We start from the raw sequence: 26,670 nt of genomic DNA, 5'->3' as shown, positions 1-26,670 counted from the left end.
CAAAGCATTAGCAAAAAGAACATTCATTATCTTACAATAGTGAACTTGCTGTAGTAGCGGCTATTGCCCGCCCTCACTATACATACATAAACGCCCTGCGGCAGGTGGGTAATGGAGAACTGGGTGAGCCCGTATGCGGTAGGTGCTGTTCTTTCCATACACAGCCTGCCGGTGATGTCTATGATACTGGCGTGCAGGGTACGCACCTCTGTATCGTTTATACCGTCCCAGGTTATGTTCAGGGCATTATCGGCGGGGTTGGGGTATACATTTACCTTCACCTTGTCGGTATATACGGGTGGCTCGGCAGTGTATACCTTGCGTTTGTATATCTCCAGTCCGCCCCTGATGTTGCCTTTTATAAGCACATAGCTGCCGCTGCCGTCTATATCGCCCACGGTGAGGGATGTACGCCTGTCGGTATACATGCTATACATGGGGCGCTGGTACAGATTGTATGTACTATCTATAAAGGCATATTCAGCATCTAGCTGGGTGTAGGCCAGTGTGGTATCGCCACTGGCTATACCCGAAAAACGATAGATACTGCCCGAGTTGCTGCCCATGAGCAGGTATTCCTCCCCAGTGGGGTCTATCTTGCCTATGAAAGGGGTAGAGTATATACCAAAGGTCTGCGTAGGGTCGGCCTTGGCACCGCCCAGGCGTTTGTTCACCAGTTTCAGTTTCAGGGTGCCGGGTATGAGGGTCTTGTTCTGGTAGTACTGCAGGTAGCCATATATACTGCCTATCACCAGGTCTTTTTTGCCATCCTTGTCCACATCGTAAATAAAGGGTGCCGCATTGCCATCCAGGTTTATGATATTGCCATCCTCATCGGTCATTTCCAGTTGCTGCAACTGCCAGTCGGGCGCTACACTAGCATTTGAGGCCATATTCCTGAAGAACGACAGCTTGCCATTGGTGTGGCCCACTATCAGGTCGGCCTTGCCATCATTGTCCATATCGCCGGCCGTGGGCGCTATACCCTGAAAATTGTGCGCATACATACCTGCCAGGTCCTTTGTCTGCAGGGTGAAGGATGCATTGCCCGGTGTGCTGGTGTTCTTGTAGTAAGAAAGGGATGAACGCAGCAGGCCCGAGGGCTGGCGGTAGCCATCGGAACCGACCAGGAGGTCCAGCTTGCCATCCATATCATAGTCGAACAGCATGGGGTATGTGCCCGAGCCGAGGTCTATCGTTTGGTCTACAAGGAAGGTGTCGGACTTGAATTGCCAATCGGGTGCGCCGAATACGGTATTGTTCTTGTAGTACCAGATACATTTATAATTCTCGCTGCCGGTACCCGAGTTGGGAGATACCAGCAGGTCTTTTTTGTTATCATCATCTACCAATACGTTGAACGGTGCGGGCCAGGTCCTTATGTCTACCCTCTTGCCACCTGTAGGCCACAGGGTATCCTGCTTTACAAAGCTGTCTATGGCGTAGCTATGATCTAACTTCCCGTTCTGCAGGAAGGTAAGCTCATTGAACGAGGCATTACCATCCAGGTAATCTATATCGCCATCCATATCCCAGTCCAGCAGGCAGGTCGTATTGCCCGGATGCGTCTTCTTGCGCGATGTGCCGCTGCCGGCTGCGCGCAGCAGCCCGGCATTGCTGCATGAGTACTGCAACTGGTGCGCCCGGTCGAAGTTCTGAGCCACCTTTCCCCAGCAGCGGTCTACCAGTTTTATGCGTATGCTGTCGCATGGCAGGCCATCCTCTACCCGCATATTGCGGTGGTAGTACATATAGCCGCCGGTTATGTAGTACGATACGAAATCTATATCGCCGTCGCCATCCACATCGGCTATACCCGGTATATCGCCGGGGTTCACATATGCATTGGATGGTCCCCCGGCGGTAGCATCGTTGGTATAAAAAAGCGACTGGTAGAAGGTGAAGCACAGCTGGTCGCTGGCATTGTAGAAGCCCTTGTACACAGCTATACCATCATCGCCGCGGTGAAAAAGGTCGGCTATACCGTCGCAATTATAGTCGAGCATATACAGATAGCCGCGTACAGCAGGGAACGTAAGCGCATACTTCGGATCGAAACGGTATACAGGAAGGCCACTCACATAGCCTGTATTGATGAATGTATATATACCCTGGCCGCGTTCGTACACCACCATATCCTGCACGCCATCGTGGTTCAGGTCGGCATTGGCGAACTCGGGGGCGTTGAACCCACCACACCAGGGTATATTCAGCTTTTTATCGTATGCATACACTTTCACAGTAGTATCGTACTGGTAATATTCCTGTGCATAGGCTGCACCGGACATTAACAGGAACGACAAGGGAAGACAAGCTTTCAGTATCGATCGCATATAAAAGAGGCACTTAACTAATAAAGTTAGGTAAAATATCAAATGCTTCTAGCTATGCATACAAAAACAAGGAATAATATGATAGCCGAGACCACATTATTAACTATGGGAGATATTTTGTACTCAGTTGTATTTCTTCAGGGGCGAATCGGGCTCGTTAAGGAAGTGTTTGTACACCAGTTTATCGGCCAGGGAAGGCAGTAACTTATTGAGCCATACCGTCAGTTTTCCCTGCGATGTCATTATCACGCTGCGTTTCCTTTTTTCTATGGCATCGAGTATGATACGCGCACATTCTTCGGCGCTCATCAGTTTTTTCTCATCCAGCGGTGTTTCGGCCTGTGCAGAGCCATCGGCGGTACGGGCCACATTGCGGATATTGGAAGCCGTGAAACCCGGCGACACCCACATGATGTGAGTACCTGTATGCAGCAGCTCGGTACGCAGGGCTTCCAGGAAACCTTGCATGGCGAACTTGGAAGCCGAATAACCGGTACGCGCGGGCAGTCCCCTATAACCGGCTATGGACGACACACCTACTACCACTCCCTTGCTGCGCATGATGTGCGGCAGGGCGGCCTTGGTACAGTATACCGTTCCCCAGAAGTTCACATCCATCAGCTCGCGTATCACCGATGGGTCGGCCTCATCGAAGAGGGCCCTCATGCTGATACCTGCATTATTGATGAGCACATCTGCCCCACCCCACTTCTCGGTCACTGCCGTTATGAATGCGGTACAGTCGGCCTCGCGGCTCACATCGGCCTGGAAACAAAGCAGGCTATCGGACGCAGGGAGCATTTCCCGCAGCTTTGCGCTATTGCGCGCACATACGGCCACCTTTGCGCCTCCTGCCAGCGCAGCTTCTGCCAGCGCCTTGCCTATGCCCGACGAGGCACCTGTGATGATGACTATCTTATTGTTGTAATACCCCATAGCAATGTGGCGCAAATATACCTTTTAGCAGCGTAATGGCAGGGATAAAAGAACAGGGCCGGCTGTATGGCCGGCCCTGTGCATATTATTTTACGATGCTGTACTATTAATACACCACCATCTTCTGTGTGCTGATGCTGCTACCCGATGTAACTGTAACGATGTACATACCGGGAGTACCTACTGCACTGCGCGATATGAACTCGGTGTTCAGGCTATTGGGGGTAACTGCCCTTTCGGCTTCCAGTATCACTTTGCCTGTTACATCCCTTACGCAGTATTTCATGCGGTTGTCATCACCGGCCTTGAACACGAGGTTGCAGCCATTGGACGAAGGATTGGGATAGATATACAGTGAATTGTTGCTGGTAGCAGCAGCTTCCTGCACCTCGGCAGGGAAGAGACCTATACCTACGTTATCGAGGTATACGTTGTTGCCGCCATTGCCTGCACGAAGACGGAAACGGAAGAAGGTCTGGCTGGTACGGTATGTAGCCGGTATGGTCACAGACCTTGGCACCCATGTAGAAGAAGAGCCGGGTATGAATTCGCCACCTATTGAACCGTTGTTGGCGAGATCGGTAGTGCGGTAGGCGCCTATCTTCTGCCAGCGTGCGCCGCCCGATGTGCTGACATCTATCTGCAGAGAGTCATACACCTTTGTTACCCAGCCGCCGGGACTGGTAGATGCGCCTGTAGTGAAGAAGTTGAAATACAGGTCGCCGGAGAGGCCTGCGAGGTCGAACGCAGGAGTAACGAAGTCGTCATAGTCGCCGGTAGCGGTACCTGTGCGCCTGTCAGAGCCATCGTACGAGCGGAACCTAACGCATGAGTTATCGTCCTTGCCTGCACCATTGTAGAACTCCCATTTGAAGTTGTTCTCATACACGTTTATCATAGGCCAGTTAGATATCGCGCTTTCGCTGCCGAAAGACTGCGAATAACCGAGGCCGCCTACAGGGTTAGGATCGGCAGCGTATACTGCTTTTTCCTTTACCAGGGTATTGCTACCTGCATTAGATGTAGCGGTAAGGGTAACAGTGACCCAGCCCGGTACAGTGAAGCTATTGGTAACATTGCCGGTAGCTGTAGAGGTAGGTGTAGCAGCACCGTTAGAGAAATCCCACTTCACAGAAGAGATAGTATCGTTCCAGGACATGTTGCGGAACGAGAAATCGATAACGTTATCTGTAGTGAGGAAGTAAGAACGGGGATCGGAAGTAGTACCGCCTGTACCCTTGTTCACGCAGAACTCTGCAACAGGGGGAAGATCGGGCATTGGCTCCAGCGCGCCCGTAGCTACGAGGTTAGAAGGGGTGATGAGGTTATTGCGGCCTGCAACAGTGCTGGTAAGGGCATTGCGCATACGCACACACTGGCCCATTGAGAACATGTTGGCGCAATAGGTGTAGTCCATGATGTTCTGCGCATTCACCGTATCGGGGTAGTTCACTACAGAGTCCATCATACCGCTCATAGACACATAGGTCTTGGCATAGCCGGTGGCGCAGGCTGTGTCATATATGGCAGATGCCACACAGCCGGGATTGTGCCCCTTGGTAGGCGGGGTATCATCTACCTGGTCGTTGCCACAGGCCACGGCAGGGTTGTTGGTATTGCCCCAAACGTGCTGCAGGTTCAGGCAGTGGCCTATCTCGTGCGGTATGGTCTTGGAGTAGTTCAGGTATTCGGCAAGGCCTATCACGCCATCATAGTGTGGCATACCTGCTGCAGAGGAAGGATAATACGCATATGCTGCCGCGCCCGATGTACCCAGTGTTTTGGTGAACCATATGTTCATGTATTTATTATTGGGCCAGGGAGTGAATTTCGACTGATCGCTACCGTTATTGGTAAGGTAGGAATAGTGACGTATAACACCCTTTGTAGGATTGCCATTGGGGTCTTTTGTGGCCAGGTGCAGGCGTATGCGCGCATTACCTATATATGGTATGAACGGAGGTATCACCAATGAGGTATCGGCATTCTTCTTTACAAAGGCCAGCGCCCAGTTCTGCACGGCCTCGTATATGGCGTTATCGCTGAGGAACTCTGTGCTGAAGCCATAGTCGTGTACGACATGTATGACCAGTGGCAGATCGTAATAGGCGGTATCGGGTCCGCCGGCAGTTCCCTTCGCAGCGAGCCCTCTGCCCACCTGCTCATTGAACTGTTGTTCCAATTCTACCAGCTCGGGATGTTCCTTCAGCAGCTGGTGGTAGTGCTCGTCAGTACCACAGGGTTTTTGAGCAAATACTGTGCCTGCCGTACATGCAGCAGCAAGCACCATAAGTGATATTCTCTTGAACATTACAGTAAATTGATTAAAAAATGATCTTAGCAAAACGTGAAGATAAGGATGTTTAACCATATACGCAGATAATATGTGTAGCAAAACCTGTGCTATAAACCTCTAATAAACATCTGACCCACAAAATATTACAACATAATGACATTGAATGTAGGTACACCGAAGTGACCGGAGAATAATACAATGACCCTATAACGAAAATATATCGTGCCAGGTTAGCGCGATATGATCAATCAATCGTAATATTGCAATATCAAGATAAAAGAATGGGCGCTACCAAGACAGACCTTTTTACGAAAAAGCAGAACGACCTGGCAAATATGGCCAAGGCGATAGCCCATCCTGCAAGGATAGCTATACTACAATACCTGCTAAAGACCAATGCCTGCGTATGCGGCAGCCTGGTGGAAGAACTGGGATTGGCCCAGCCAACGATATCGCAACACCTGAAAGAACTAAAGAATGCCGGGCTGATACAAGGGACAGTAGAAGGAACGAGTGTGTGCTATTGCATAAACCCAAAAGTATGGGCAGAATACAGGCAGTTGCTGTCGGCCTTCTTCGCCGACATTCAGATAAAGACCACCTGCTGCTAAAAAAAATTTTATCATAGACCATCGCAATATTGCGATAAAAAGAAAAAACAAAATGTACAGAGTATTATTCGTTTGCATCCACAATTCGGCAAGGAGCCAGATGGCCGAGGCCTTCCTGAAAGCCATGAGTGAAGGGATATTCTATGCCGAGAGTGCAGGGATAGAAAAAGGCAGACTGAACCCCACCGTGGTAAGAGCCATGTGGGAGGTAGGTATAGATATAAGCGACAATGAAACAAATGAAGTAGCGCAATACCTGGGGGAAGGCAGAACCTATGATGCCGTGATAACGGTATGCGATGCCGTAAGCGCAGAACGCTGCCCCACGTTCCCCGGCAATGTAAAAAAGTTCGCATGGTATTTTGCCGACCCATCGCAGTTCATGGGCTCGGAAGAGGAAATGCTGGCCCAGGTAAGGATAGTGAGAGATGAGATAAGGGAAAGCGTGGAAGACCTGATAAAAGAAGCAAAGGAGAACAATTACTGGAAATAAACAAAAAACGAACAACATGAAACTATCAGAGATAAAAGCCCTGCTGAATGGCCGGCAAAGCGTAAATTTTCAATTGGAGAACGGGACATTGGTACCCGAACATTTTCATGTGACCGAGGTGGGTGTGATAAGCAAACACTTCATAGACTGCGGCGGCACAGTGCGCAATGAAAAGGTAGCCAACTTTCAGCTATGGAGCGCCAGCGACCACGACCACAGGCTGAAAGCAGATAAGCTGCTGAAGATAATAGCCCTGTCGGAAAAGGTACTGGGTATGGAAGACCTGGAGATAGAGGTAGAATACCAGACCGGCACGATAGGCAAATATGCGCTGGGATATAATGGAACGAACTTCCAGCTGCTGGCGAAACATACTGCTTGCCTGGCATCGGACAAATGTGGTGTGCCGGAGAAGAAAAAAGTATCACTGGCCGAGCTGACAATGGTGGACAATACTTGCTGTACACCGGGAGGTGGCTGCTGCTAAACTATGAGAAACTATATAACAGAAATGATAGGGACATTCGCCCTCGTTCTTTGCGGAACGGGGGCGATCGTCATCGATCAGCAAACGGGTGGCACCGTTACACATGCGGGTATCGCCATCACTTTCGGCCTGATAGTGATGAGCATGATATATGCACTGGGCAATATATCGGGCGCGCACCTGAACCCCGCCGTAAGCATAGCGTTCAGTATAGCAGGGCTTTTTTCTCCGAAGAAGCTACCCGGCTATATAATAGCACAGGTGGCAGGCGCCCTGCTGGCAAGTACGACATTGAGATGTCTCTTCCCCGGCAACGAGCTGCTGGGCACTACAATACCTGTTGGCCCGGCGATGCGGTCGTTCGTACTGGAGGTCATTCTCACCTTTTTCCTTATGCTGGTCATTCTGAATGTAGCCTCCGACAGCAAGGAACAAGGCATGTTCGCAGGGCTGGCCATAGGCGCCGTAGTGACGCTTGAGGCTATGTTCGCCGGACCCATTTGCGGAGCATCTATGAACCCGGCACGTTCGCTGGCACCGGCCCTGGTGTCGCAGCATACAGAGCACCTTTGGCTGTATATACTAGCGCCGGTGGCAGGTGCCACCCTTGCAGTACCTACCTGGAAATACCTGAAAGGAGGAAAAGAAAGCACCTGATATCTTTACTGGTGTTTGAACCCATGATGGCACAAATTTCCAAAAGGAGGTATATCTGGATGGTGTAGGCGGCCAGCGAAGTGTGAACTGCGGCTGCCTGAAGAAAAAGTAGAGGCCGGTATATATCTAAGAACGAGGGGAAGCGATATTGCCTCCCCTCGTTCTATGTCATCAGATATAGCCCAATTGAATGCCTTTCTTTACAAGCGCACCTACATTTTTCACACCTAGTTTTGTAAGCAGGCATAGGCGGTAATAATCTACCGTTCGCTTGCTTACAAATATCTTGTCTGCTATCTGCTGGCTGGTGAGGTCCATACCTATGAGGCGCAGCACTTCTTTCTCCCTGCTGGAAAGCAAAGAATCTGCAGAGGTCTGCTTCTGGGCCGATAGTGTATCCTGTATCACCCTTTCTTTCAGTGCCGTTTCCAGGTACTGTTCGCCACTGTATACAGTGCTTATCGCATCCAGCAATATCTCCTCTTTGGTGGTCTTTAGTATATACCCATGTACACCTTTCCTGAACATGTTCTTGATGTGGTACACACTATCCTCATTGGTAAGCGCCAGCATTTTCATATCCGGGTACATACCACTTAATATTTCGGCCAGCTCATCGCCGCTCTGGCCCGGCATATGTATATCCAGTATCAATACATCAACAGGCGCTGAGGCAAGCCCCCTGAACAGCTCACTGCCATTGGTGTAACAACCTGTGAGCTGCATATTGCTCTTATTGGCCAAAATGTACTGCAGGCCTTTTATGATCAGCGGGTGATCGTCGGCTATGGCAATTTTGATTTTCATATAGGTCGGGTTTTAAATGAATGGTCCATATCAGGCGGCCTTATCGCTATTTGACCTTTCGGTCTCTATCTCGATAAAAATAGAAGTTCCTCTTCCGGGTGTCGATTCCAGAGTTAGTTTTCCATCCAGGCTATGTACTCTTGTTTGTATGTTATGAAGTCCCTGTCCCATTTTCACAAAGGTCTTGTCGAACCCGCAACCATCATCTTCTACAATAACGATCAACGCCTGCTCATTACGGAACAGCTGCACCATGGCATGACTAGCGCCTGCATGCTCTATGATGTTCTTTATCAGTTCCTGCACGATGCGGTACAGGTTCAGTTTCTGATCCTGTGTTACATCGTCGAAGGAGCCGTAGCGCTGAAGGTCTATATGCAATGCATCGCTTTTGTGCACATTGTTGCAATAGGCGCGTATCGCATCGGGCAGGCTTTGCTTCAGCAATACTTCGGGCATTAGGTTATGGGCTGTTTTTCTTATTTCATCGCCCATCTCGCGCAGTATGTCCATAGCTTCAGAATATCCCCGGGTACCGGTAATAGCGGGATATTCATGATGCATGGAACTAAAGCGCATGATAGCTGCGCTGAGCATACCCCCTATACCGTCGTGCAGCTCGCGCGCTATGCGTCTCCGTTCATTGTCGCCTCCGCGTACGGCCGCCTGCAGTATACCTATCTTATTCTCCTTCTCCAGCGACCTTTGCCTGTTCAGCGAATGCGAATAGATGCCCCCCGACACCACCAGCAATAACAATACACTACCACCTATAATGAGCATCCACATGTTCTTTCTTGCTATCTTACTGTTCTGCCTTGCTATCAGTAATTCACTCTTCGCAATTCGCTTATCCTTCTGCGCTGTCTGGTACTTTATATCCATCAGGTTGATGGCCCGGGTCTTTTCGGCATTCTCCAGCGACTCCTTCAGCACTATGAAACTATCCATGCACTCCATGGCCTTCGGGTACTGGCCTGTAGCCTTATACACTTCTGTAAGTATGGTATATCCTTTTATCTTATTGTCCTTTAGCTGGGCTGCAGAGGCTTGTTCCAAGGCATTCACAAGAACCCTCTCGGCATCGTTGTATCGCCTTAGCCGGTACAGGGCCTCGCCTAAATAGTAGGAGGCATCTATGGCAGTAGATTTCTCTATACTATCGCCTACATCTATGGCCAGTTGCAGAAAATGAACGGCCTCTTTGTAATTGGCAGCTTCTATCAATGCCTTCCCTATGCCTTCGTAGGCCTCTACCTTCAGGTCGGTACGCGCTATCTTATCTGCGATAACAACTGCTGCATCGAAGCATTTGCGCGCGCTGTCTATCCTATGTATGCCGGTATAATACTCGCCCTTGCAAAGCAGCAATATCGCCACCAGGTTCTTGCTGCCATTCCTTCGGGCAGAGGCTTCGCCGAGATCTAAATAATGCAGCGCCTTTTCATTCTGGTGCAGCCTTATGTTGATCATACCCAGGTAGCGATATATGCAGGCATCCAGACCGCTGGTCATGTTATCGCTCCTTTTTATGTAGCTGAGCCCCAGGTAAAAATTCTCGGTAGCGCTTACATAATCTCCTATACTGAAGTATATAGAACCTAAATGCCCGTATACATTGGCCTGGTCCAGCAGAGACAATGATGATGTATATGACAGCGCCTGCTTTGTATAGGTAAGACCTTTGGCCAGGTCGCCTTTAACAACATATAGTTCTCCCAGTTTCAGAAGTGTGCCATTCGTGAGCGAATCATTTTTCCCGGCAATGGAAAGCGATAGCAATTGTTCGAAACATCGTATAGAGCTGTCGGGGTCCAATTGGCTGCATGCTTTTACATATAGGCTGTCCATAGCGGCTGTGCTATGGGCTTCTTTCTGCAGAGCATCACCTTGGGCATAGCCGTGCGTATGCAACAGCAAAAGCAGCACTACGCCCGGCCATATGAGGCGCTCCAGTACACGATAAGGAATGGACAACATGTTCATTATGCATATGTAATTTAGTTAAAAACCGGTAGTACACCTTAGTACTTGTACTAAACTTTATAGGTACTGCTACCAAGGCGCAGGATCGGTGCAGGTACCGATCGTTCCGGATGTGATGAGGTCTACTTTTATCATCTTCCCCAATATCTCACTATGACACACAAATTACATGACCATTCTCTTGAATGCATATCCATCCGCGCTCCCGGCGCGAACATCATCTCATTAATCATATATTATATTTTTTCTTTAAAAAATAACTTTTATGAGAAAACAGAACTCGAAATACCCGATAATGGCCGCAATAAGATCGCTGGTCGTTATCCTGATGTGCATGAGCATGCACATCGATTCAGCAGCACAATGTTGCCTTGTGAACAGGCTGATCATCAATACCGGCTTTGACCCCATGGCGGCAGGGGGAGCCGGAGCCGCTATAGCCGGAACAGTGGTACCTAATGCGCCAAATCCTGACCCCCATTGGGAAGTGATAGCTATGAGCCCGGGGCTTAGCGCCGATATAGCAGCAACCCCCGGGGCTATCGCAGTTGTACCTGTAGGTGCTGCCAGCGTGATAGATGGGCCGTCTGTAGGCTGGGCGGTCTATCCCGGCGGAGCGGGAGGCCCCGGTAACTGGATAGGTTGCCTAAATGGCCCTACTTACGACCAGTCCACTACCGATGCCAACTATCGCTGGCGTATTCGCAGAAGATTTACGTTGAGCTGTGCTGCGCGCGTAACATTCAATTTCGTGAATGCATCGGCTGATAACTGGATCATAGGCGGCACATTGAATGGCGTGCCAATGCCTATACCATTGACAGCTTATTGCTGCGGCGGACTTTGCTGTGGCAGTACCGGTATCAATATGTTCGGCGGTGACCCCGGGACATTCGACCCCATGATGGTATTCACCGAAGACCTGCCTGCCGGCACTCATGATATAGTCTTCGAAATGATGAACGACCAGGCGGTCCCTAACAATATCGGTGTTGCCATACAGGGTTTCATTACAACGCCATCGCCATCCATTGTGCCTGAGAATATGGGGATTTGTGTTGGTGAGAACTGTCCTTTGCCAGGACCTATATTATGTACAGGTGAAACAAGTATACTGCCTGCGCCGCCACCGGCGGCAGCCGGGGGTGGATGGACCAGTCACGCGCCCGGTGTAGCATCGGTAAATCCCGTGACAGGCCAGGTGGGTGGTGTTTCTCCGGGGATCGCCATTATCGAATATACCCTGCCTGCCGGCCGGGGATGCCCTATCCTAACAGAGGTAACGGTAAATGCACCCGCTATCGGCATCACGGGATCTGTGCCTTTCTGCCAGGGTTCTACAATAACCCTGAGCTATGCCACCGGTGGTGGAACATGGAGCAGCAGCGCTCCCGGTATAGCAAGTGTTGGCCCTACCGGTATAGTGACCGGCGTGGCAGGTGGTACTGCAACGATAACATACCACATGACACCCTGCTATGCTGTTACCACAGTTACCGTAAATCCTTCTCCTACACCTATAACAGGAACAGCAAAAGTATGCGTCACCCAGTCTACAACACTGAGCAGTAGCCCAACAGGCGGAACATGGAGCAGCAGCAATGCACCGGTAGCCGTGGTAAGCCCAACAGGTGTAGTGACCGGCATAATGCCGGGAACAAGCGTTATAACATACATGCTGGCCGGCGGATGCTATACGACCAAAGTAGTTACCGTATATGCATTGCCGGGCGTTATCACCGGCATCATGAGCGTATGTGTAGGAAGCACTACTGTGCTGAGCAATGCCGTTACAGGCGGTACATGGAGCACTCCTCCCGCAATACCTCCAAGGGTATTTGTGAACGCCTCTACCGGCGCTGTAACAGGACTGCTGCCCGGCACAGCTACAATAATATATACTGCACCAGGTGGCGCATGTTCGACATCTGCCACTGTTATAGTAGATATACTGCCACCGGCCGTCGTTATACTGCCTGTGACATCGATATACGAAGGATGTACTTATACATTGACAGGGATACCCGGCCTGGTAAGCCCCGGAACGACCGTAAGCTGGACATTACCGACAACTACCACGGGTAGCGCCCTGGGTGTGCCGGTAAATACCGCACTATCCTCTACCGTATCATTCACAGCAGGCGCACCGGGTGTGATAGTGGTACGTTATAAACTGACCAATGCCTGTGGTTCCAGAACTACAACACTCAAGTTCGAGATAATGCCCAAGCCAAGGATAAAGACAGCGCGATCGATAGATATGTGTAAGGACGATGTGACCACTCTTTCAGCAGGCCCGGCAGGCGGCACATGGACCGGCGGAGACCCGCTGGTAGCAACTGTTACCCCCGGCGGCGTAGTGACCGGTGTGGGTGTAGGCTCTACCGTTTTCACATACACACTACCGCTTGGAACGGCCGGCTGTACGGCTGTGGGCTATACGGTAGTAAATGTACATCCCGCACCTACTCCTATATCAGGTAGCCTGGTCATTTGCGATTCCGGCGCTACAACAACACTCACCAATGGCGAACCCGGTGGCACCTGGACCAGCAGCGACCCCAGTGTGGCATCTATAGACCCTGTGACCGGTGTGGTAACAGGCCATTCGAGCGGTACTGCCACTATCACTTACGAAGTACCACCATGGCGATGCTTCAAGACAGCGGTAGTAAGTGTATTGATAGGTGCACCGGCATGTGTGTGTTCGGACTATGTACCTGCGGGAGCTATCTTCAATGAACTGGACCCACTGCATACCGGCACCATATCGGGTATCATCCCATCAGGCAACTATTACCTGAACCACGATATTACCATTCATACAGGTACGGCCGTCAACCTTACCGGCTGTGTAGTGGTTATGTCTCCCGGTGTTAAGATAACCGTGAACAGCAGGGCAATAATGGAAGTAGTACACAGCCACCTGTTCTGCTGCAGGCCCAATATGTGGCAGGGCATAGTACTAAGCACAGATCTGTCCGGCGGAGGCTCAGGGTCTACAGGGCAGCTTATTCTTACCAACGACAAAACAGGCAGCACACTGGTAGAGGATGCCCGAGTAGCCGTGGATATACCTTCCCCTCAACCCATGCCCGGCTATACCACGGCAGGTGCGGCTACCAATGACCTGACGCTGTATGCCAGCGGTGTCACCTTCAACAGGAACAATCGCGGTATCAGGATAACAGATGCGGCCATGCCTGGGCTTCCCATATCCGGGCCTCCCACCACGCTGCACCCCAGCTATCCGTTCGTAGTGCAGAATGCGGTATTCACCAGCAGGGACCTGTCTGTTTTCACCGGATGGCCGTATGCATGGCCCAGAAATGATGGCAGTATACTTGTAGGTGCGCTCAAGGCGCCATATCCTGCACCTCCAACAAACCTGTACAGGCCACCTTATTACCTTGAGGCCTATACACAGGTATCCTGCAATATGGGAGGCATACCCACCACGGGTATCGAATTGCATGATGTGGGCACCACTACAGGGGCCGGCATAGGCACCTATTCAGGCGTAGTGATAGGCAGTCCTTCCGGCACACCCGGGGTGGCTATGCGAAACATCTTCGACAATATGAGGATCGGTATCTTAGCCAAGAACAGTAACCTGGCATCGCGCAACAGTGCATATATGCATATGAAGGGCACGCTGGCATCGGTATCGGGCACAGGTACCGGATCGGGTATCTATTCCTATAGAGACAATGCCGGGGCATTGGCCAACCTAAAGATAGGCCTTGACGTATATGGCAATGCATCGGGCTATCGCAATGAATTCTGGGATTGTGTGATCGGTGTAAAAGCACAGGACCTCTACGCCATAAGGGGTATGTACTCGTATATGAGCAGCCAGCATACCAGTACGGTACCTAGTGGCGGCACGCAGGGCCGTGCAGGCTATGCCGTGACGGCATCTGAGTTCTTCGACATACAGCTCAACGACAATACCATCTACAACATCCGTACGGGCATCAGTTGCCAGGTGGTACCTCCTGCGGTCGATCATTCACTGTATGTAGGGCAGATAACAGCGAGCCGTAACCTGATAAGCGCTAACTCTACCCTGACAGCTACCATGACCAATAACGAATATGTACACACTGGTATAGCCGTGCAAGCGTTGATATATCCGTATTCGGGAGGCATAGTGCCGGGCAGCCAGGTGAACACTGACTACAACAGCATGGCCTATGTATACAATGGCATAGTGCTTACGGGCTTTGACCAGGACCATCAGATAAAGACCAGCCGGATAAATGCTATACTGCTGCGACCCGATGGTATGGGACACCTACCCTACCAGCAAGCCGGCATATTGCATGCCAATGACCTGAGGGATCATATTCAGACAAACCTGGTAATGGGTCCTGGGTATAATGTGCCTGCACCTGCCGCTACTTATGATCCGGCATTGACCACTACACGCTCTATTCTGGAGGGGATACACTGTAACGATCTGAACAGCACATACATCTGCAATAATCTGCTGCGGGATATCAATACCGGTTTCTATTTCGACGGAATAAGCAACCTTAACTGGATAGGGAACATGATGATGAACAATGCCTATGGATATGTGCTCCATGGCAATATATCGCCCCAGCCGCTGAGCCATTACTGGTCAATGACGAACGATGTAACTGCCAATGTATGGAACGCGACCGGTGGTTTCTCATGGGCATCGAACTGGCAGACCTATACTATAGGCGCTGTAGATCTGAGTAACATCACCGGATCGGCGATGTATGTGGACCCTACCCCTGTTACTTCGCTTCCTATATACAATGGGTCTGACCCGGGAGGAACACCATATAGCACAGCCATGGGTGGTGGTATAGATGTAGCGACAGGCACAACTACAGTTCCACTGTGCGACATCCCCGACCCTACCACTATACCTATAGTGTACAGGCATGCAGGCCAGAAAAAGCGCAAGGTGCTGACGGGGCAGAACTGGATGAGCCAGATGCATACTTGGAAAGCCATTGCCAATAATGACGGCACGAACATGTCGGCAGAGCTATACGCCTTCAAGCAGATGGCAGAGAACAGCAGGTACAAGTACCTTACCGATATAGAAAGCGATATCGCATCCGGTAATTACGAACACGCCAAACAGTTGCTGGCACAGCCACTGAACTATATGACAAGCGATGCGCGTGATGCAGAGACCAATGTGGTGCTTGCAGACAAGGCTGGCGACAATATAGTGAGCAACTATAAGCAGTATTACGACCTGCTTATCAGGTATAGTACAGATAAGCTGAACAGCGCTGATAGCCAGCATCTGGTGGTACTGGCCGAAAAATGTCCTTTGGCCGATGGCGCTGCCATCTACCAGGCAAGGGCACTGTACAACCTGGTGTTCGACGACTGCCGTATATTCTCTGACCTGGGTTGCAAACTGGAGCCCCAGCAGGAGATAGACGAAGCCGCAGGTGCCACAACTGCAGTTGGTGGCCAAAATGCTGATGACGCGTACAAGCTGACACAGGCGTATACGCTGCATCCCAACCCCAGTGATGGCAACATGACCCTGACCCAGAAGGTGCAGGACAATGAGCCGGTAATGGCCGAGGTATGGAATGCTGCGGGCGCCAGTATCTTCAAAGGCGAGCTGCGCTTCACTGCCGGCACTACCGATCTGAACATTGGCAACATAAGCGGTGGCATGTATATGCTGCAGCTTATAGACAGCAAAGGCAACAGATCGACACTGAGATTCGTGATCAACGGACGTTAATGTCTGCTTTTTCAAATGATAAAGCGGGCCGCACTAAGTGGCCCGCTTTATTTATGATAAAATGATAGCAAACCAGAAAGATCATCATCGACAAGTAGTGAACCTAAAACTGTTCTATTTGTAGTTTGGGTCATTGGGTAGAATGGTTTGCCTGCGTTCATCCCGATCATCTTCATGTAGGTAAATATCCAACGACTTTTCTTTGTTATCATCGTTGTCATAGATCCGCAGCTTTAGCGGGTAAATCTTATCCTCGCGTTTTCTTCTCTTGTCGAGGACAAACTTGTAATGTACACTCATAGCGTGTCGCTTTGTGTACGCCTGCACACATTAGCAAAAACACGGTACAAGAATGTTCAACCTCGATAGTGTCAAGAACCATCAAAAGAGGCTAAAACGACCCAAAAAGGCACAAAAAGGCCCCTGAATTGCAAAACACAGGAAAAGACACCAAAGGGGAAAGGGAATAAAGCTAATGGGGGTAAAGTCCTTAGAAGCAGAGTTTAACCCCATTAATGCAACCTACAACCCGCATTTGCACATAATAGTACCCGATAAAGCTACCGCCAATATTTTAGTGCATGAGTGGCTAACTACATGGAATAAGAAGTACAAGAAATTCACCAGCCCCAAGGCTCAAGATTGCAAGCAAGTGTACAACATCGGGAAAGCCCTAGTAGAAGTAATAAAGTATGGCACCAAGATATTCACCGCCAAAGATGTGTATGATAAGGCCAATAGGAAGGGCGATACCATTTATGCAGCCGCGAAGTATAATATTGTGAAGGCTATGAAAGGGCTACGGATATTTGAAAGGTTTGGTTTTGACCTGCCGGAAAAACCAAAAGAAGCCGAACCCGCAAAAGTAGTGACCGGCCATATAAATTGGCGTTACATACCGCAATACCACGATTGGGTATCTGAAGAACATGAAGCACCCCTTACAGGATATACCCATCCACCGGCACTACACAACCTTTTGGAATATGGTATTGACATGGAAACGCAGTAAACGAAAAAGCAAATAAAACGTCTTTGTGTCGAAATTGTGTCGAAATGCTAAAAATGAAAAAGGGCTTCAGTTGCCTGAAACCCTTTCCTGTCTTGCGCTCCCCCTTCAGGACTTGAACCTGAGACCCCATGATTAACAGTCATGTGCTCTAACCAACTGAGCTAAGGAGGAATTTCCCGTATTGGGACCGCAAAGATAGTCACAGTTCTGTTGTTACAAAATTATTTCGCCCTTATTATCTAAATATTTTTTGTTCTCAAGCATGGTGGGCAGACCGACCTGAAGGGTGACACTTACAAGCTTGATACCGGTCACCTTATCAGGGTCACATCGCCCTTCATAAAGCCATCTTCTCCATGCCGGTCCACATAGCGTATCTCCCAGAAATATACGCCCAGTTCGGCAGGTTTGCCATTGTAGGTACCGTTCCACCCGGTCTCCAGCGACTTGCCGAAATACACCTCTTGCCCCCACCGGTTGAACACCCTGAAATACTTCATGTTGCGGTACCCTACTGCCATTGGCCTGAACTGGTCATTGAGGCCATCACCATTGGGAGAGAATGCAGTGGGCACTACAAATGATGCGTTGGGCACTACCCACACTTTCATAGTGTCATAACCCTTGCAGCCATAGTTGCTCTGTACGAACAGGCGATAGACAAATGTTCCGGTATCGGGGTAGTTGCCTATCGGGTTGCTGATATTGACATCGCTGAGGTTGGTAGAGGGTGTCCACTGGTATAATGTTCCTCCCTTGGCATCGAACTGTATGTATTCGCCCTTTACTATGATGGTATCATCGCCGGCATATGGGGTGAACTGCTGTATCACTACCCTTCTCACTGTGGTATCTACACAGTTCTTTACGTTCTCTGCGGCCAGCACCACATTGTACGTACCGCCGCTGGCGAACTTGTGTACCGGGCTCTGCTCGGTAGAGAATGTGCCATCGCCAAAGCTCCAGCTCCAGCTCACGATCGGCTTCACTGTGGTCTCTGTACGGTCTATGAAAGTAATGCCTGAGCCGGGGCAATAAGTACCGGTATCCTCGAAATTGGTGTGGAATACCGGGTATATCTTTACCAGCCTGGAAATACTATCGGGGCATGTAGAAGTGGGATTTACTATCAGCTTCACTACATATGTGCCCGTATCCGGATACTCGAAATCGGGTTCGAAATCGGTAGAGCTGGCGCCATTCTCTGTACCGAAATACCATTTGTATGCAAAGCCACCTTGGCTGGTGTTCACAAAGTGTACCTTACGGTCCTTGCAGTTCACAATGTATGTATTGGGCGCAGTAGAGAACTGGGGCATATCGGCTATCACCACCTTCGAGCAGTCGGTGACCACGAACTGGAACTCGCGTTTAATGACATTCACTATCACGCCATGGCGCCACTCGGTACAGCATACCGTCACCAGGTAGCGGCCTACGCGATTGGGCGTACCACTTATGATACCACTGCGTGGGTCTATCTGTATATACGGATAGCCAGGCATAGCGTTCTTGTATGTGAATGGCGGGAAATAGGCCACTGTATCGAATGGAGGTGGCGATGCTATCTTGGGCTTGATGTCGGGGCCGGAAGCGCCTTCTTCGGCCGGACAGAACTCGTATGAGAGCGAGTCGCCATCTTCATCGGTAGCCGAGTGGTCGTAATACAGCGGGTTGTTCTGACAAATGATCTGCGGCGGATAGTTTTTGAATACCGCGCTGGAATTATTGACCATAGCCGGGGGTATGACACAGAAATATGTAGCTCCCCTATCGCCCGGGTCTATCAGGTTCACAATGCTGGAGTTTCGGCAGCAGCGCTGGTATACCACCACATAGCCGCGTGTGCTCTGGGGCAGGTAATATATCTTCTCGAAACGCTTGCGCAGCAGGCATAGCTGCGGTACGTTCTTCACACAATCGTTGCTGAAATTGGCGGGTACGGTAATAGACCCTCCGCTGCTCGGGTTAGGGTCGTAGGTGATGTTGGTATCTACCCTGAAAAGGCCGCCACCGTTCTCATATACCGTAAAGAAGGCCGGGTTATCCTGCTGTATGGCATCGGGCACGCCCGTCACACAGTCCTGGTATATATACAGGGTCACCTTGTATTTCTTGTGCCAGGTACCGCTTATCATGGTATCGCCCATAAAACGGTAGGTAAAATCGCCACCTACTATATGCGATGCTTTTGAGCCTGAAGCTATCACCAGCAGCGCGATCAGTAATATGGCAGATACCCGTTTTATCATACGGCAGAAGGGTTGTGGCTATAGCAATACCTACAGAATGTAAGCAGGTCGGCCATGAGCATATCGGGCCTTTCGGCCATGCTCATGTGGCCTGTGTCCTTATATAAAGATACAAAGTTAATGCCTGACACATGACATTCCTTTAATATTTTCTTAAGATCGATGATGCCATCGGCCTCGCCCAGCACCCACTGAATGGGGAAAGGCGCATCTTTCAGCAGGTGGGTAGTATCGGCCCGGGCTATCATGGCACGGTAAAAGTTGATCATGCCCTCATCTGTCATTTCCATACCCGATGCAGCCTTACGCTGCACCACATCGGGATGGGCAGCTGCGAAGGAGGGGGCATACAGGTTGGCGGTCATCTGTTTTATGAACGTTTCTTTACCGCCTTTTAGTATAAGGTCTATCACTTTTTGCCGGCTGGCCTTCTTTTCATCATCATCGGCCCAGGGCGCAGAATGTACCATAGATATGCCGGCCAGCATAGCGGGGAACTGTGCGGCAAAGGCCATGGCCGTATACCCGCCCATAGAGTGTCCCGCTATCACGGCCCTTTCTATACCCTCATGGTCCAGTATCTCTTTCACGCCTACGGCCATATCGGTAAGCGTGGGGGTACCATGCAATGCACTGCGGCCACTGCCCGGCAGATCGGGGATAATGACGGTGAACTCGCGCTCTAATGCAGATGCTACTCCTGTCCATGCCTCACCGCTATCAGGGAAGCCATGCAGCAATACTACGGCAGGTCCGCTGCCCGTTCTACGATAATACATCATGATATTCCTGTTTTAAGACCCTATTAGCTTTTGCCTTGCTCTTGCCTTGCCTGTACAGAGATATGTATACCACCACCAGCGCTGCCATCAGCGGGAGGAACTCAGGTATGAGCCCCTGTATACGGCATACATGCAGCACCAGTGAAACACCTATAAGACCTATGGCTATGATAGCATATTTGCCTATACCCTTAGGGCGCCATACGAGCAGCAGTATGTTCACAGGCAGCATCCACAATACATTGAAGTTATTGCCACAGCCCTGGTGGTCGGTGCCGAACCACATGAGCAGTATGAGGCAACCCAGCAGGCCGGTAACGAACAATAAAAGACCATTCATGATGCGCCCCAGTACACGCAGCCTGTATAACGAATGGCCAAGTATGGTAAGCACCAGCAATGCGCAGCACATTATCATAGGCACGTTCAGCCCGGCAGGGGCACGGTGGCTGCCATCCAGTATCAGCTCGGGCTTTTTGCTTATGGGTCGTCCGTTCAGGGTGGCTGCGGCCAGGCCATCGCGCAGATAGTCCGGCAGGAACATGATGTCCATATTGGTAAGCACCTTGTCTATACGGCTACCCAGCAATATGTTCACCCCCAGGCGGGTCCAGTGCCGGTCGTAGAAGTATTTGTTCATTATATCGCGAAAGGTATAGCCCTGCACCGGCCGTACGGCATCGCCATAGACAAAGCCGCTGCCCAGTGTACGGGGAAATATATCGCGTATGCGTGTAGCGCAGTTGTCGAAAAAGAAATCGTATTTGTAATACCTGTTCTCGGGCAGGGCATTGTTCTCCAGGTAGGCCTTTATCTCCAGCTTCTTGTCATCGTCCAATACCAGTTCCTGTTCCTCTACACTGCGGCCATAGGCATAGTACTCTTCCATGAAGGTGCCGAAATAGTTGGTAGCTACATAATACTTCAGCTTGCCCCGCATGAACTTCAGCTCAAAACCCTTGTCGTAGCCGTTGAACATGCCATAATTATATACCAGGTCATCGAACGGAGGGTTCGCATTACTATCGGTGATGCGTACTGCGGTATGGCCAAATGTTTCGTAGACCTCATCGCCCACCCCACAGGTAAGCAGGCTGATGCGCAGGCCACTGCCATGATGCGCAGGAGCGGCCATGGTATCAGCCACAGGGCTTTGTGCGCCGGCCGCAAGGCCCATGCATATGCTACAAAGAAGAACAAGGAGTTTTTTCATCCTTAGCAAAAAGTGTTTTTATGTTCATTGACGCTCATGCGACTTGCTGCAAGCAGTGACCGGACATTGCAAAGCGATATTTATGCTTCTTTACGTCCATAAAAATGCGCCAGGCATACCAGCCCGAAGACCTCTGTCTGCCTTGCATCTTTTATATTATCCGCAGTAGCGCCTGTTATCTCTTTATTCAGAAAAGGTATATCGCCTGCACTGTTCACCCATTGCTGCGCGTACCCATATGTGGCGGGGTCGCTCTGCAGCCACTGCTTCAATGGCGAATTGAAACCCGTTTTCTGCCTGAAGGCAAGGTCGTTGCCCAGGTATCGGGCCAGCATCTTGCGCAGGGGTACCTTACCTGTATCGCCCTGCCGCTTGTAGGCCGATGGTATACTGAATGCCATCTCTACCATGCGGTGATCCAGCAGGGGCACCCTACCCTCTATACCGTTCCTCATGGTCATACGGTCGCACTTGGTCAGCATTTCGTCCACAAGGGTGGTCTTCATATCGGTATACAGCACACGGCTCAGCATATCTGCCCCTTCGGTACGGTCGAAGAAGAACTTCAGCCGTTTCATATACCGTTGTGTGTCTACCTTCCGGGCTATATCGGGGTTCAGGCAGGCCAGCGCCCACTCCGGCCGCGATACTATCGTACGGTCGAAGAAGGTCTGTGCAGGTGGTATCTTCAGGTTATTACGCAATTGGGCCAGGCTCTGCTTGCCGGTAAGTCTCGCGCCTATCTTCAATGCATTGTCCTGCATACCGGCAGGTATGTATTTCAGAAAACCCGGCACGGCAGGCTGCGCATGGCGGGTATACCCGCCAAAAAGCTCGTCGCCACCATCACCGCTCAGCACTACTTTCACATCTTTCCGCGCCAGCAGGGATATACGGCCCAGCGACAGGGCACTGGATATGGCGAAAGGCTGGTCCATGTACCTGAACTGTTCGGAGATATCGTTAAAGAAATCGCCCTTTATCTCGTAGGAGTGGTGTGTGGTGCGCAGCTTCTTTGCCGACGAGGCAGCTATGACACCCTCATCCTCCGGCTCACCGGGAAAGGATGCGGTGAAGCTGTGTATGCCCGGGTGTACCTCTACCGCCATTGCGGTAATGAGCGAAGAATCTACCCCCGCCGACAGGAAGGTACCCACCGGCACATCGGCCACCAGGTGGTCGCGTACCACCTGCTTCAGCAGAGCGGTAGTGGCCTCCAGCACAGCCTCTTCACTCTTCCATTCATTGCCGTCGCGTATGGGTATATCCCAGTACTGCATTGTATTCATACGGCTGTCGCGCACTATGGCATAGTAGCCGGGCTCCAGGCATTTTACTTCGTTGTATATGGTATTGGGCGCGGGTACGCTGCCGGTAAGCAGGTACTCGTATATGGAAGTGTGATCGGTAGTGGTATCCACCAGGCCACAATTCACTATGGGGCGTATCTCTGAGCTAAAGATAAAGGTATCGCCCTTGCGACTGTAGTAGAGCGGTTTTATGCCCAGCCTGTCGCGGGCTATGAGGAGTATCTCTTTTTTGGTGTCCCAAAGCGCAAAGGCGAACATGCCTGTGAGGCGCTCCAGCACTTTTTCGGGTACGCCCTTATACTCCTCGTACAGGTGCAGTATCACCTCACAATCGGAATGGGAGCGGAACTCATGGCCTTTTTCCTGCAGCTCTTTGCGTACGGCCTGGTAATTGTATATCTCCCCATTGCAGACCAGCACCAGCGAACTGTCCTCGTTATAAAGTGGCTGGTTGCCCGATTCGGTAAGGTCTATAATGGAAAGGCGAGTATGTACCAGTCCTATATCTATATCTTCATAGGTCCGGCTACCATCAGGCCCTCTATGCGACAACTGCTCTGACAGATGTGCCAGCGCTGCACGCCGTTTCTCTGTAGATATCCTACCATATACTCCTGCTATTCCACACATGTGTCGCGAATTATCCGGGGTCTTGCCATCGGCACGTTGGCCGAAGGTCGTCAAAATTACTCCTGTAATTCCTGTTGTGCAAATAATATATACGGCACACCGTAGTGGTATGCCGTATATACAAATGCCATAAGACGGTAACGTTTACAGGTTTTCTGTATACGTCTTGTGGTTGTTCATGATAGACTGCCAGCCCTCGCGCTGCATCTCTACCGGGTGCATGTTCTCGGCATCGAAGGTCTGCAGGATGTGTGTGCCATTGCCCTGCGGGGCGAAGGTGACATTCACCTTACGGCCATCGCCCATGGTATAGGCTATGTATTCGTGATGGCGCACCTCGTCATATACGCCACCGAAGTCGAAGCCCATGCTGCCATCGCGGGCCTCCATGCGGCTAGAGAAAGTGCCACCTGTACGCAGGTCGTTCTCGGCCTTCGGGCAGTGCCAGTCGGGCGATGCACTATTCCATTTCATGATGTGGGCGGGGCCGCTCCATGTTTCCCATGCAGTGGCCAGTGGCGCGTTCACCGAGGTCTCTATGGTTATCTTGGTCGTTTGTGATGTTTCCATTTTGCCGTTTTTTTGAATGTTCGTTTATTATGCAAATATCTGCATACATGGCCAGATGGCCGCTACTCATTGGCGACAATAAAGGGCCTGTTTGCGACAATAGCTATAAAAATGATCATACCACCTGGTTGTGCAGCAGGTCTTCAAATACATCGGCACGGCGAATGAGGCGCGCAATGCCGTTCTCTATAAGCACCTCGGCGGGCTTGAGGCGAGAGTTGAAGTTGCTGCTCATTTCAAAGCCATAGGCGCCTGCATTGTGAAACACCAGGAGGTCGTTCTCGCGCACCTCGGGCAGCACCCTGTCCCATGCAAAGGTGTCGGTCTCACAAATGTTGCCTACCACGGTATAGATACGGCGGGGGCCATCGGGGTTTGAGATGTTGGATATGCGGTGGTAGGAATCGTAGAACATGGGACGTATGAGGTGATTGAAACCGGAGTTGACACCAACGAAGACGGTGGCCGTGGTCTGTTTCACAACATTGGCCTTTACAATGAAGTAGCCACACTCGCTCACTAGGTATTTACCGGGCTCGAACCATATCTCCAGCTTCCTGTTGTACTCCTTCTCGAACTCCATGGCAGCCTCGGCCACACGGGCGCCCAGGGTATAGACATCTGTCTCCTGATCGTCCTCTTTATAGGGCACCTTAAAGCCACTACCGAGGTCTATAAGGTCCAGATCTTTGAAATGTGCCGCTATGCCGAACATTACATCGAGCCCCTGCAGGAAGACATCTATATCCTTTATCTCGCTGCCGGTATGCATATGCAGGCCCTGTACGTGCAGGCATGTGGTCTTCACTATGCGCTCTATATGGCGCAACTGGTGAATAGATATACCGAACTTGCTATCTATATGCCCGGTAGAGATCTTGTAGTTGCCACCGGCCACTATATGAGGATTGATGCGGATACATACCGGGTAAGAGCCGCCATAGGTATTGCCGAACTGCTCTAGCATGGATATGCTGTCTATATTCACGCGTACGCCCAGCGATACTGCCTCGGCTATCTCGGCAAAGTCGACACCGTTGGGGGTGAACAATATCTGGTCTTTCTGAAAACCGGCCATGATACCCAGCTTCACTTCGTTGATAGAAACACAGTCGAGCGATGCGCCGAGTCCCTTTATGTAGCGGAGTATATTGATATTGGAAAGCGCCTTGCAGGCATAGAAGAACTTTGTAGGATGCGCCTTAAAGGCATCTACAAGCTTATTGTAGCGTGCGGCTATCTGTTCTGCATGGTATACATAGAGGGGGCTGCCGAACTCTGTGGCGGCAGCAATAAGTTGCTGATCGGTGAATGGCTGTGACATGGGCGCGAAAATAAGATATATAGCAGATACCCTGCCGCCATAGTTTTATAATAGTATTATGTACCCGGTACATAAGGATCGGCAAAAAAACAGCAATTTTGCACCGCCCCCGTACGTTAACGGGTATTGCAACTATTCTCTGAATGAAAAAACTGGACCGGTACATAGTAGGGAAGTTCCTCACCACGTTCTTCTTCGCCATCATGATACTGGCGGTGATATCGTGCGTGATAGACTATTCGGAGAAGGTAGACAATATAGTATCGAAAAAGGCGCCACTGGGTGTGGTGGTGAACTACTATAAGAACTTTGTGCCGCATATAACGGCGCTGCTTTTCCCGCTGTTCATATTCATAGCCACTATCTTCTTCACATCGAAGATGGCGTATAAGTCTGAGATAATAGCCATACTGTCATCGGGGGTATCGTTCAGGCGCTTTCTGCGGCCGTATGTGATAGGTGGCGGTTTCCTGTGCCTGGTATCGCTGGTGGCCAACCACTGGATAATACCCGTGGCCAACAAGCAGCGAATAGACTTTGAGAACACATATATAAACGATGCCAACTTCCGCTATGCAGCGAACGACATGCACCTGGGCATAGCCAAGGGCACATATGTATACCTGCAGAACTTCAACTTTACCAATTACATGGGCAACCGCTTTTGTGTAGAGCGTATAGAGGGCACCCTGCTGAAGGAAAAGATAATGGCGGAATATGCCATATATGACACTGTAAAAAAGACATGGGAACTGCATAATGTGATGATACGCACCAATGACTCCCTGCACGAGAAACTGGTGAAGCTACCCATGATGGAGGTGAAATACCCCTTCTCTCCGCGCGACCTGAACAAGGGCGACGCTATAAAAGAAGCCCTTACCACCCCACAACTGGTAGCATACCTGGAGGCAGAGCAGCTACGCGGGCAAGAGAACCTGAACACCTACCTGATAGAGAAAGAGCGCCGTACATCGCAGCCATTTGCGGGCTTTGTGCTTACCATGATAGGCGCCTGTATAGCCAGCCGCAAGATAAGGGGCGGCAGTGGCTTTCACCTGGCGCTGGGCATAGCGCTGAGCGCTATCTACATCATGTTCCAGCAAATATCGAACACCTTTGCTACCAAGGCATCGTTGGAGCCTCTGATAGCCGTATGGATCCCGAATGTGATATTCGGCGTGGTGGCCTATGTGCTTTACCGCAGGCAATTGCGGTGACC

19 protein-coding genes and 1 tRNA gene are annotated in these 26,670 nt (G+C 50.6%); 7 read left to right on the top strand and 13 right to left on the bottom strand.

The window, feature by feature from the left end:
* Nucleotides 1–26: 26 nt before the first annotated feature.
* The 3 genes from ABD843_RS03545 to ABD843_RS03535 form a co-directional block, all read right to left on the bottom strand.
* Nucleotides 27–2,303 (bottom strand): T9SS type A sorting domain-containing protein, encoded by a 2,277-nt coding sequence (locus ABD843_RS03545; RefSeq protein WP_345078598.1) that lies wholly within the window; start codon nt 2,301–2,303, stop codon nt 27–29.
* A gap of 153 nt (nt 2,304–2,456) precedes the next feature.
* Entirely contained in the window at nt 2,457–3,284 is an 828-nt protein-coding gene (locus ABD843_RS03540; RefSeq protein ID WP_345078596.1) for an SDR family oxidoreductase, read from the bottom strand.
* Nucleotides 3,285–3,375: 91 nt separating this feature from the next.
* A complete protein-coding gene (locus ABD843_RS03535; protein ID WP_345078594.1) occupies nt 3,376–5,580 on the bottom strand; it encodes a M43 family zinc metalloprotease in 2,205 nt (734 codons plus the stop codon).
* Nucleotides 5,581–5,846: 266 nt separating this feature from the next.
* On the opposite strand from ABD843_RS03535, the gene ABD843_RS03530 reads away from it, so the two are divergent.
* The 4 genes from ABD843_RS03530 to ABD843_RS03515 are packed head-to-tail and all read left to right on the top strand — an operon-like array spanning nt 5,847 to nt 7,813.
* Nucleotides 5,847–6,176, top strand: coding sequence for an ArsR/SmtB family transcription factor (locus ABD843_RS03530; RefSeq protein ID WP_345078592.1), 330 nt, complete (start codon nt 5,847–5,849; stop codon nt 6,174–6,176).
* Nucleotides 6,177–6,228: 52 nt separating this feature from the next.
* Nucleotides 6,229–6,669 carry an arsenate reductase ArsC gene (locus tag ABD843_RS03525; protein ID WP_345078590.1) on the top strand — a complete coding sequence of 147 codons (441 nt, stop codon included), beginning with the start codon at nt 6,229–6,231 and terminating at the stop codon, nt 6,667–6,669.
* Nucleotides 6,670–6,685: 16 nt separating this feature from the next.
* Nucleotides 6,686–7,156, top strand: a complete 471-nt coding sequence (locus ABD843_RS03520; RefSeq protein WP_345078588.1) for a DUF6428 family protein — start codon at nt 6,686–6,688, stop codon at nt 7,154–7,156.
* Nucleotides 7,157–7,159: 3 nt separating this feature from the next.
* Nucleotides 7,160–7,813: an MIP/aquaporin family protein gene (locus ABD843_RS03515; RefSeq protein WP_345078586.1), complete on the top strand. Its 654-nt coding sequence runs from the start codon at nt 7,160–7,162 to the stop codon at nt 7,811–7,813.
* Nucleotides 7,814–7,984: 171 nt separating this feature from the next.
* On the opposite strand, the gene ABD843_RS03510 is transcribed toward ABD843_RS03515, so the two are convergent.
* Nucleotides 7,985–8,620: a response regulator gene (locus tag ABD843_RS03510; RefSeq protein WP_345078584.1), complete on the bottom strand. Its 636-nt coding sequence runs from the start codon at nt 8,618–8,620 to the stop codon at nt 7,985–7,987.
* Nucleotides 8,621–8,650: 30 nt separating this feature from the next.
* Nucleotides 8,651–10,606 (bottom strand): tetratricopeptide repeat-containing sensor histidine kinase, encoded by a 1,956-nt coding sequence (locus tag ABD843_RS03505; RefSeq protein ID WP_345078581.1) that lies wholly within the window; start codon nt 10,604–10,606, stop codon nt 8,651–8,653.
* Nucleotides 10,607–10,871: 265 nt separating this feature from the next.
* On the opposite strand from ABD843_RS03505, the gene ABD843_RS03500 reads away from it, so the two are divergent.
* Complete coding sequence (locus tag ABD843_RS03500) at nt 10,872–16,355, top strand: Ig-like domain-containing protein (RefSeq protein WP_345078578.1); 5,484 nt, start codon at nt 10,872–10,874, stop codon at nt 16,353–16,355.
* Between the two features lie 114 nt (nt 16,356–16,469).
* Here the strand turns inward: ABD843_RS03500 and ABD843_RS16360 are convergent, their stop codons facing one another.
* Nucleotides 16,470–16,655: an Arm DNA-binding domain-containing protein gene (locus ABD843_RS16360; RefSeq protein ID WP_425575660.1), complete on the bottom strand. Its 186-nt coding sequence runs from the start codon at nt 16,653–16,655 to the stop codon at nt 16,470–16,472.
* Between the two features lie 175 nt (nt 16,656–16,830).
* Here ABD843_RS16360 and ABD843_RS03495 point away from each other — a divergent pair, with 175 nt between their 5' ends.
* Entirely contained in the window at nt 16,831–17,367 is a 537-nt protein-coding gene (locus ABD843_RS03495; RefSeq protein WP_345078575.1) for a rep family protein, read from the top strand.
* Between the two features lie 97 nt (nt 17,368–17,464).
* On the opposite strand, the gene ABD843_RS03490 is transcribed toward ABD843_RS03495, so the two are convergent.
* From ABD843_RS03490 to lysA, 7 genes are all read right to left on the bottom strand, one after another.
* Nucleotides 17,465–17,538, bottom strand: a tRNA-Asn gene (locus ABD843_RS03490).
* Nucleotides 17,539–17,678: 140 nt separating this feature from the next.
* Nucleotides 17,679–19,619, bottom strand: a complete 1,941-nt coding sequence (locus ABD843_RS03485; protein ID WP_345078572.1) for a PKD domain-containing protein — start codon at nt 19,617–19,619, stop codon at nt 17,679–17,681.
* On the bottom strand, nt 19,616–20,401 hold the full coding sequence (locus tag ABD843_RS03480; RefSeq protein WP_345078569.1) for an alpha/beta fold hydrolase: 786 nt from the start codon (nt 20,399–20,401) through the stop codon (nt 19,616–19,618). The genes ABD843_RS03485 and ABD843_RS03480 overlap by 4 nt, the downstream gene beginning before the upstream one ends.
* Nucleotides 20,385–21,614 (bottom strand): lipoprotein N-acyltransferase Lnb domain-containing protein, encoded by a 1,230-nt coding sequence (locus ABD843_RS03475; protein ID WP_345078566.1) that lies wholly within the window; start codon nt 21,612–21,614, stop codon nt 20,385–20,387. The genes ABD843_RS03480 and ABD843_RS03475 overlap by 17 nt, the downstream gene beginning before the upstream one ends.
* 80 nt (nt 21,615–21,694) lie before the next feature.
* Nucleotides 21,695–23,554 carry an asparagine synthase (glutamine-hydrolyzing) gene (asnB, locus tag ABD843_RS03470; protein WP_345078563.1) on the bottom strand — a complete coding sequence of 620 codons (1,860 nt, stop codon included), beginning with the start codon at nt 23,552–23,554 and terminating at the stop codon, nt 21,695–21,697.
* A gap of 144 nt (nt 23,555–23,698) precedes the next feature.
* Nucleotides 23,699–24,124, bottom strand: a complete 426-nt coding sequence (locus ABD843_RS03465; RefSeq protein ID WP_345078560.1) for an SRPBCC family protein — start codon at nt 24,122–24,124, stop codon at nt 23,699–23,701.
* A gap of 115 nt (nt 24,125–24,239) precedes the next feature.
* Complete coding sequence (gene lysA / locus ABD843_RS03460; RefSeq protein ID WP_345078557.1) at nt 24,240–25,448, bottom strand: diaminopimelate decarboxylase; 1,209 nt, start codon at nt 25,446–25,448, stop codon at nt 24,240–24,242.
* Nucleotides 25,449–25,591: 143 nt separating this feature from the next.
* Between lysA and ABD843_RS03455 the strand changes: the two genes are divergently transcribed.
* The gene (locus ABD843_RS03455; protein ID WP_345078554.1) at nt 25,592–26,668 is read left to right on the top strand and encodes an LptF/LptG family permease; all 1,077 of its coding nucleotides are present in this window, start codon (nt 25,592–25,594) and stop codon (nt 26,666–26,668) included.
* The last annotated feature ends 2 nt before the right edge of the window (nt 26,669–26,670 follow it).

Origin of the sequence: Nemorincola caseinilytica (genome assembly GCF_039540515.1) — a bacterium.
GTDB lineage: Bacteria > Bacteroidota > Bacteroidia > Chitinophagales > Chitinophagaceae > Nemorincola > Nemorincola caseinilytica.
The sequence above is the reverse complement of the archived record's forward strand: the minus strand, read 5'-3'. Positions and strand labels throughout refer to the sequence as shown.